Origin of the sequence: Piscicoccus intestinalis NBRC 104926 (assembly GCF_001515525.1) — a bacterium.
GTDB classification, from domain to species: domain Bacteria; phylum Actinomycetota; class Actinomycetes; order Actinomycetales; family Dermatophilaceae; genus Kineosphaera; species Kineosphaera intestinalis.
The window spans coordinates 20,512-27,909 of the sequence record NZ_BCNQ01000061.1; the positions used below are offsets into that span (position 1 = coordinate 20,512).

The following is a 7,398-nucleotide window of genomic DNA, read 5'->3' on the forward strand; positions in this document are numbered from 1 at the left end:
ACGGGTGCGGATGGGCGCCTATGGCTGCGAATTGGTGCGGATGGGTGTGGATGATCGCCAGGCCGACCGCGCGGCGCCGGAGGTAGCGCCGGGCGGTCGGCTCAGGGATCGGACGGGCTCAGTTCTCCTGAGCCGGGTGCGGGGCCTGGTCGAGCGAGGCGGCAGGCCGCTTGGCCAGCGCCGGAGCCGGGGTGGCGCCGGCGGCGCTCGGCGGGTCGGTGCGGGCGTCCCAGGCGGAGTTGCGCGGGTCGCCCTCCGGGAACAGCGGCATCCCCTGCCCCGCGCGGTAGATCGGCACGTCGAGCGGCGGCAGCGGGGTGTTGCCCGCGATGAGGTCGGCCGCCTTCTCCGCGACCATCATCACCGGGGCGTAGATGTTGCCGTTCGTCACGTACGGGAACACCGATGCGTCGACGACCCGCAGGCCCTCCACCCCGTGCACCCGCATCGAGCTCGGGTCGACGACGGAGGCGGAGTCGGTGCCCATCTTCGCGGTGCAGGACGGGTGCAGCGCGGTCTCGGCGTCTTTGGCGACCCAGTCGAGGATCTGCTCGTCGGTCTCCACGCTCGGCCCAGGCGAGATCTCGCCGCCGCTGAACGCGGCGAACGCCGGCTGCTCGAGGATGTTGCGGGCCGCCCGGATCATCTCGATCCACTCACGTCGGTCGCCCGGCGTGGACAGGTAGTTGAACAGGATCGACGGGTGCTCGAACGGGTCCGTCGAGCGGATCTTCAGCTCACCGCGCACGTCGGAGTACATCGGGCCGATGTGCACCTGGTAGCCGTGCTCGCTCGCCGGCTTCGACCCGTCGTAGCGGATCGCGATCGGCAGGAAGTGGAACATGAGGTTGGGGTAGGCCACCTCGTCGTTGGAGCGGATGAAGCCGCCCGCCTCGAAGTGGTTGCTCGACCCGACGCCGGTGCGCCCGAACAGCCACTGCGCACCGATGACCGGCTTGTACCTGTGCGCCAGCCAGGGGGCGATCGACACCGGCTGGGTGGCCGCGTGCTGGATGTAGACCTCGAGGTGGTCCTGCATGTTGGCGCCGACGCCCGGCAGGTCGGCGACGACGTCGATACCGAGGGCGCGCAGGTCGTCGGCCGCGCCGATGCCGGCCAGTTGCAGCAGCTGCGGGGAGTTGAACGCGCCGCCGCACAGGATGACCTCGCCGGCCGCGACGCTGCGGTGGGCACGCCCGGCGCGCAGGTAGTCGACGCCGACGACCCGGTTGCCCTGGGTGCGCAGCCCGGCGACCTGCGCGAGCGTCTCCACCGTGAGATTGGGCCGGCTCATCACCGGGTGCAGGTAGGCCCGCGCGGCGGACAGCCGGCGCCCGCGGTAGACGTTGCGGTCGAACGCCGCGAACCCCTCCTGGCGGTAGCCGTTGACGTCGTCGGTGAGCGGGTAACCGGCCTGCTGCACCGCCTCGAAGAACGCCCCGAAGAGCGGCGAGGTCGCCGGGCCGCGCTCGAGTTTGAGCGGGCCGGAGCCGCCGCGCCAGGCGTCGGCGCCGGCCAGGCACGTCTCCATGCGCTTGAAGTAGGGCAGACAGTGCGCGTAGCTCCACTCGCTCATGCCCTCGTCGGCCGCCCAGCGCTCGTAGTCGAGCGGGTTACCGCGCTGGAAGATCATGCCGTTGATCGAGCTCGAGCCGCCGAGCACCTTGCCGCGGGCGTGGTAGACGCGCCGGCCGTTCATGTGCGGCTCCGGCTCGGACTCGTACTTCCAGTCGTAGAACCGGCTCCCGATCGGGAACGGCAGCGCCGCGGGCATGTGGATGAACGGGTCGATGCGGAAGTCGGAGCGCCCTGCCTCCAACACGAGCACGCTGGTGCTGCGATCGGCCGAGAGGCGGTTGGCCAGGGCGCACCCCGCCGACCCGCCTCCGACGATCACGTAGTCGTACCGCTTGGTTGCGCTCATGGCTCTCCTAGGCAGCGAAAACCGACCGCCGCGGGGGTCGCTGCACCGTCCGCGGCAACTGACGTGGGGTGATCCACCGACTGGGACCCTATCGGAGGGCACCGACAAGACGCGATACCGGCGGGTGACAAGCTTGTTGCCCCGCACCGCGGAACGCCGCCGCGGGGCGCGGGAACCGCCTCAGACCGGCAGGTCGATCCCCACGGCGGCGGCGGCCGCACGCGTCGCTCCGCGCACCGGCTCCGCCGCGAAACCGCCGACCCGCACGGCGGATTCGATCCGTGCCCGCAGCGGACCGGCGGCCAGCAGCCCGCCCGCGAGCACCACCGGATCGGCCCTCGCCCCCGGCAGGGCTCGCAGGGTCGCGAGCAGCCCGCGCCCGCACCCCTCGACGAGAGCGGTCGCGACCTCCTCGCGGCCCGCCCACGCCAACGCCACCGGAGCCAGCTGGGCCCAGGCCGCGGGAGGCAGCCCGTCGGTCGCGGCGACGAGGCGCTGCGCGTCGGTGGCGCCGGCGATGCCCAGGTGGGCCAGCACGGCGGGCGTCATCGCGGTGGGCACTCCGCCGTCGAGGTCGGCGGCGACGGCTCGCAGCACGCGTCGCCCGAGCCACACCCCGGAGCCGGTGTCGCCGAGCAGCCAGCCGAGCCCGTCGCGGCGGGCCACCGGCTGCCAGTCGTCGAAGGCTGCGGCGATCGCGCCCGTTCCCGCGAGCAGCAGCCGGCCGCGCGGCGACGACGAGACGCTGCGGAAGGCGATCTCCAGATCGGTCACGACCATCGGGCGGGCCGTGACCCCGGCTGTGGCGCAGGCTCGTTCGACGAGGGCGACCGCCTCGTCGCGGCGTGCCTGCACGCCGGCCAGGCCAACGCAGACCGCGTCCGGGGCCCGACCCTGTAGACACCCCGCGATCGCGGCACGCAGGTTGGCCTCGGGCTCCCCGAGCGAGGAGCGCAGGTTGGCGCCCCCGGCCTGCGAGCGCCCGAGCACGGCGCCGGCCTCGTCGCAGGCCAGCGCCCGCGTCGAGGTGCCGCCCGCGTCGACACCCAGCAGGACCGGCACCGCCCACCTCCTCACGCGCGCGCCCTCGCCGACAGCTCGCAGCCAGCCGGCAGACCACTGGCAGACATCCAGGCAAGCACGGCCGCACCCGTGGCGCGGGCATCTCGCAGCGCGACTCGTGCACAACACGAGAGAGTGCTAAGTTTCGGCAGAGCTGACATGTGTGAAACTAAATTACATTCCGCGGTGGGCGCCCCTTCGCCTCCGGGTTCGGTTGTCGTGCAACGGCCTCCGATGGGGCGCGCGAGCCGGACGCGTTCGAGACGAAGGAGATCACCCATGAGAAGGTCAGTGGCCGTCGTCGCAGCCGCAGTCACGGGGGTCATCACGCTCGCCGCCTGCGGTTCAGGCTCCACGGGGAGTGAGGCAGGCGGCCCAGGCGGCACTGCGGACGGGGCCGGCCGTTCGCTGACCGTGTGGATCATGGAGGGCACCAACCCCGACTCCGCGGCCTACTTCGAGCAGGTGAAGTCGACGTTCGCGAGCCAGACCGGGGCCACGCTCGACATCCAGATGGTTCCGTGGGCGAGCGCGAAGGACAAGTTCACGACGGCCATCGCGGGCGGCACCACCCCCGACGTCGCCGAGGTCGGCACGACGTGGACGCCGGAGTTCGCGCAGGCGGGGGCGCTCGTCGACCTCACCGACCGGGTATCGGGCGCGGGCCTGGACGGCGACCTCGTGCCCGGGCTCAAGGAGGCCGGCACGTACGAGGGCCGGCTGTACGGCATGCCCTGGTACGCGGGGGTGCGCTCGGTGCTCTACAACAAGGACGTCTTCGACAAGGCCGGCATCACGACCCCGCCGACGACGTGGGCGCAACTGACCGACGCGGTGACGAAGATCAAGCAGACCCAGCCGAACGTCACGCCGTTCCCCGTGCCCGGTGGCAGCGAGTTCACCGCGGTGCCGTTCATCTGGGGCGCCGGCGGCGAGCTCGCCACCGACAACGGCGGCACGTGGACGTCGGCGCTCGACCAGGCCCCCGCGCTCGAGGGCATCACGTACCTGACGAACCTCGCCAAGCAGTCCTCCAACGCCGCAGCCGCCACCTGGACCGAGAAGGACGCGCTGACCGCCTACGCCAAGGGCGACGTCGGGATGGTCGTCGCGGGCTCGTGGACCCCGGCGACCCTGCGCAAGGACGCCCCGCAGGTCGCGCAGCGCACCGGCGCCTTCGTCATGCCCGGCAAGAGCGGCATGGCGCCCTCGTTCACCGGCGGCTCGCACCTGGGCGTCTTCGAGAACAGCGCCGATCAGGATCTGGCGTGGCAGTTCGTGCAGCTCATGACGACCGGCGACCTCGCCGCGAAGTGGGGTCAGGAATCGAACTACTTCCCCGGTCAGCAGAGCCTGCTGGACAAGCAACTGACCTCGGACGACGAACTGACCGCGGTGTTCGCCAAGCAGATGACACAAGGCGGCAAGACCGTGCCGGTCACGCCGCTGTGGGGGCAGGTGCAGGGCAAGAAGGTCGTGCCGACGATGATGCAGTCGATCCTGTCCGGGCAGGCCGACCCCAAGACCGCGGTCGGCACCGCCGCCGCCGACATGAACGCCACGTTCTCCGGCAACTGACCGGTGGCCGCGACGCCGATTCCCGCCGGGCCCACCCGGGGCCCGACGTACCCGCGCCCCCGTTCCTCGGCGCGGCGGGCCCGGGTGGCGCGCCCCTGGCTGCTGCTCGCGCCCACGCTGACGATCCTCGCGGTGCTGCTCGCCTGGCCGCTCGGCCGTGTCGTGTGGCTCTCGTTCCAGAGCTACGGCCTGCGCGAACTCAACCGGGGCACGACGAACTTCATCGGTCTGGACAACTACGTCGAGGTGCTCGGCAGCGGCTACCTGTGGAGCGTCGTGCTGCCGAACACCGTCGGGTTCGCCGCGGTGTGCGTCGCGGCCACCGTCGCCCTCGGCACGCTCGTCGCGCTGTTCCTGCGCACGCTGCCGACCGGTTGGCGGTTCGTCGCGGGCAGCGCGGTGATGGTCGCGTGGGCGGTGCCGGCGATCACCGGCACCTACGTGTGGGTCTTCCTCTTCGACCCCGCCGACGGGCTCGTCACGCACGCTCTGGGCGCGGTCGGGCTCATCGAGACGGGACAGGTCAACTGGTTTCTCGACCGCGTCGGGTTCTTCGCGATCGCCGCGCTCAACGTCGTCCACCACGGCTTCCCGTTCGTCGCCGTGACGGTGCTCGCGGGCCTGCTCACCGTGCCCGACGAGCTCTACGAGGCGGCCACGATCGACGGCGCCGGCGCCTGGAGACGGTTCTGGCACGTCACGGTGCCGACCCTGAAGCCGGTCTTCGCGGTCGTGACGATCCTGTCGACGATCTGGGACTTCAAGGTCTTCACGCAGATCTACCTCATGCCCGGAGGCGGCGGCACGAACCGCGCGGTCTTCAACCTCGGGGTGTGGAGTTACATCCAAAGCTTCGCGCAGGGCAAGTACGGTCTGGGATCGGCGATCGCGGTGCTGCTCACGCTGCTGCTGCTCGCGATCACCACCGTCTACCTGCGCACCCTGTTCGCCGAGGAGGAGCTGTGAACACGCTGCTTTCTGCTCGGCCCACGACGGCGGCGACCGGGCGCGGAGGGGTGGCCCGGTCGCCGCGCCACTGGGGGCGTCTCCCGCGCCGCGGCCGGTCCGATCGAGGCGTCCGGTCGTCGAGGCCGAGGCTGACCCCGGCGCAGGTGCTCGGGTTGGTCGCGCTGCTGGCGTTCGCGCTCTTCCCGGCGTACTGGATGGTCTCCACCGCGCTCGACCCGCACGCCGCCACCCGAGGCGGGTCGCTGCTCCCGCGCGCGATCAGCACCGAGCACTTCGCGTACGTCGTCACCGACGCCGGGTTCGGGCGTTACCTGCTGAACTCGGCGCTCGTCGCGATCGTCACCGTGACCGTCTCCTCGCTGGTGGCGCTGCTCGCGGCGGTCGCGGTGGCGCGCTTCGCGTTTCCGCTGCGCCGCCAGATCCTCGTGGCGGTCCTCGTCGCCCAGATGGTGCCGCTGGAGGCCCTCGTCATCCCGCTGTTCCTGCAGGCCCGCACGCTGGGCATGCTCAACAGCCTGCTCGGGCTCGCGATCGTCTACCTCGCGTTCAGCCTGCCGTTCGCCGTCTGGCAGCTGCGCGGGTTCGTCGCGGCCGTGCCCGTCGAGGTGGAGGAGGCCGCGTACATCGACGGCTGCGGCTGGTGGCAGATGTTCCGCCACGTGCTGTTCCCGCTGGTCGCCCCGGGGCTCGTCGCCACCAGCGTGTTCAGCTTCATCACGGCCTGGAACGAGTTCATCTTCGCGCTGACCTTCCTGCAGTCCGACCGCAGGTACACGGTGGCGATCGGGCTGCAGAAGTTCTTCGGTGAGCACTCGGCCGACTGGGGGCCGATCATGGCCGCCTCCACGCTCATCACGGTGCCGGTCGTCGTGTTCTTCCTGCTCGTGCAGCGCAACCTCGTCTCCGGGCTGTCCGCCGGGGCGGTCAAGGGATGAGCCGGTCGCTCGCGGCCGGCGTGCTGCTCACCGGGTTCGAGGGCACGTCGGTGCCGCCGTGGCTGTGGGCCGCGTGCGCCGAGGGGCTCGCGGGGGTGCTGCTGTTCGCCCCCAACACCCCCGGCCTGGCGACCACGCGGGCGCTGACCGACGAACTGCGGGCGCACCGCCCCGCCGGGCTCCCGGGCCTGGTCGTCGCCGTCGACGAGGAGGGCGGCGACGTGACGCGCCTGGAGGCGGCCACCGGCTCCGGGCTGCCGGGCAACGCCGCGCTCGGGGCCGTCGACGACCCCGACCTCACGCTGCGCTGCGCGAGCGCCCTGGGTCACGTGCTCGCGCGGGCCGGCGTCGACCTCGACCTCGCGCCCTGCCTCGACGTGGCGTCCGAGCCGCTGAACCCGGTGATCGGCACCCGCTCGTTCGGGGCCGACCCCGCGCTCGTGGCCCGGCACGCGCGCGAGTTCGCCCGCGGGCTGAGGCCGTTCGTCGCCTGCTGCGGCAAGCACTATCCCGGGCACGGCGACACCCGCGTCGACTCCCATCTCGCGGTGCCGGTGCTCGACCTCGACCCCGACGTGCTCGCCCGGCGAGACCTGAGCCCGTACGGCGCGGCCGCCTGGGACGCCGTGATGACCGGCCACATCGTCGTGCCGGCGCTGGGTCGGCGACCCGCGAGCCTGTCGCGGTGGGCGACCCGGCAGGTGCGCGCCGCCGGACACGACGGGCCGATCGTCACCGACGCCCTCGGCATGGCCGCGATCGCCGACGAGCACGGGCTCGGGGCCGCCTGCGTGCTCGCGTTGCAGGCCGGCGCCGACCTGCTGTGCCTGGACTCACCCCAGCACCGCGACCCGCACGAGATGTACCTGGAGGCCACGGCCGCCATCGACGCCGCGCTCGCCGACGGCCGGCTGCACCCCACCGCGCTGG

The 7,398-nt window shown here is 72.3% G+C and carries 6 protein-coding genes; 4 read left to right on the forward strand and 2 right to left on the reverse strand.

Features of this window, described 5'->3' with window-relative positions:
• Positions 1 to 118 precede the first annotated feature (118 nt).
• Both betA and PINTE_RS11170 read right to left on the reverse strand, forming a co-directional pair.
• A complete protein-coding gene (betA, locus tag PINTE_RS11165; RefSeq protein ID WP_068430276.1) occupies positions 119 to 1,924 on the reverse strand; it encodes a choline dehydrogenase in 1,806 nt (601 codons plus the stop codon).
• Positions 1,925 to 2,104: 180 nt separating this feature from the next.
• Positions 2,105 to 2,986: an N-acetylglucosamine kinase gene (locus PINTE_RS11170; protein WP_068430279.1), complete on the reverse strand. Its 882-nt coding sequence runs from the start codon at positions 2,984 to 2,986 to the stop codon at positions 2,105 to 2,107.
• A gap of 423 nt (positions 2,987 to 3,409) precedes the next feature.
• Here PINTE_RS11170 and PINTE_RS11175 point away from each other — a divergent pair, with 423 nt between their 5' ends.
• The 4 genes from PINTE_RS11175 to PINTE_RS11190 form a co-directional block, all read left to right on the forward strand.
• Positions 3,410 to 4,564, forward strand: a complete 1,155-nt coding sequence (locus tag PINTE_RS11175) for a sugar ABC transporter substrate-binding protein (RefSeq protein ID WP_245642912.1) — start codon at positions 3,410 to 3,412, stop codon at positions 4,562 to 4,564.
• Positions 4,565 to 4,567: 3 nt separating this feature from the next.
• Complete coding sequence (locus PINTE_RS11180; RefSeq protein ID WP_068430285.1) at positions 4,568 to 5,530, forward strand: carbohydrate ABC transporter permease; 963 nt, start codon at positions 4,568 to 4,570, stop codon at positions 5,528 to 5,530.
• A gap of 131 nt (positions 5,531 to 5,661) precedes the next feature.
• The gene (locus PINTE_RS11185; protein WP_068430297.1) at positions 5,662 to 6,468 is read left to right on the forward strand and encodes a carbohydrate ABC transporter permease; all 807 of its coding nucleotides are present in this window, start codon (positions 5,662 to 5,664) and stop codon (positions 6,466 to 6,468) included.
• A partial coding sequence (locus tag PINTE_RS11190; protein WP_169798507.1) for a glycoside hydrolase family 3 N-terminal domain-containing protein occupies positions 6,465 to 7,398 on the forward strand: 934 nt, incomplete at its 3' end. The genes PINTE_RS11185 and PINTE_RS11190, both read left to right, overlap by 4 nt.